This is a genomic window from Streptococcus sp. SCPM-O-B-15304 (M98) (assembly GCF_058200215.1).
On sequence record NZ_JBYQGQ010000058.1, the window covers coordinates 1 to 252 of the forward strand.

Consider the following 252-nt stretch of genomic DNA (forward strand, 5'->3'; position numbering starts at 1 on the left):
ATGGCGCGAGACGGAATCGAACCGCCGACACATGGAGCTTCAATCCATTGCTCTACCAACTGAGCTACCGAGCCTTATTGCGGGAGCAGGATTTGAACCTACGACCTTCGGGTTATGAGCCCGACGAGCTACCGAGCTGCTCCATCCCGCGTTAATAATAAAGGAGGATGTGGGATTCGAACCCACGCACGCTTTTACACGCCTGACGGTTTTCAAGACCGTTCCCTTCAGCCGGACTTGGGTAATCCTCCA

Annotated in this window: 3 tRNA genes; all 3 read right to left on the minus strand. The window is 54.4% G+C overall.

From position 1 onward, the window contains the following. Position 1 precedes the first annotated feature (1 nt). Positions 2-74: transfer RNA gene (locus AC3E7H_RS10055), tRNA-Phe, on the minus strand. A 3-nt stretch (positions 75-77) separates the two neighbouring features. Continuing rightward, a tRNA-Met gene (locus AC3E7H_RS10060) sits at positions 78-151 on the minus strand. A 10-nt stretch (positions 152-161) separates the two neighbouring features. Then, positions 162-251, minus strand: a tRNA-Ser gene (locus AC3E7H_RS10065). Position 252: the final 1 nt, after the last annotated feature.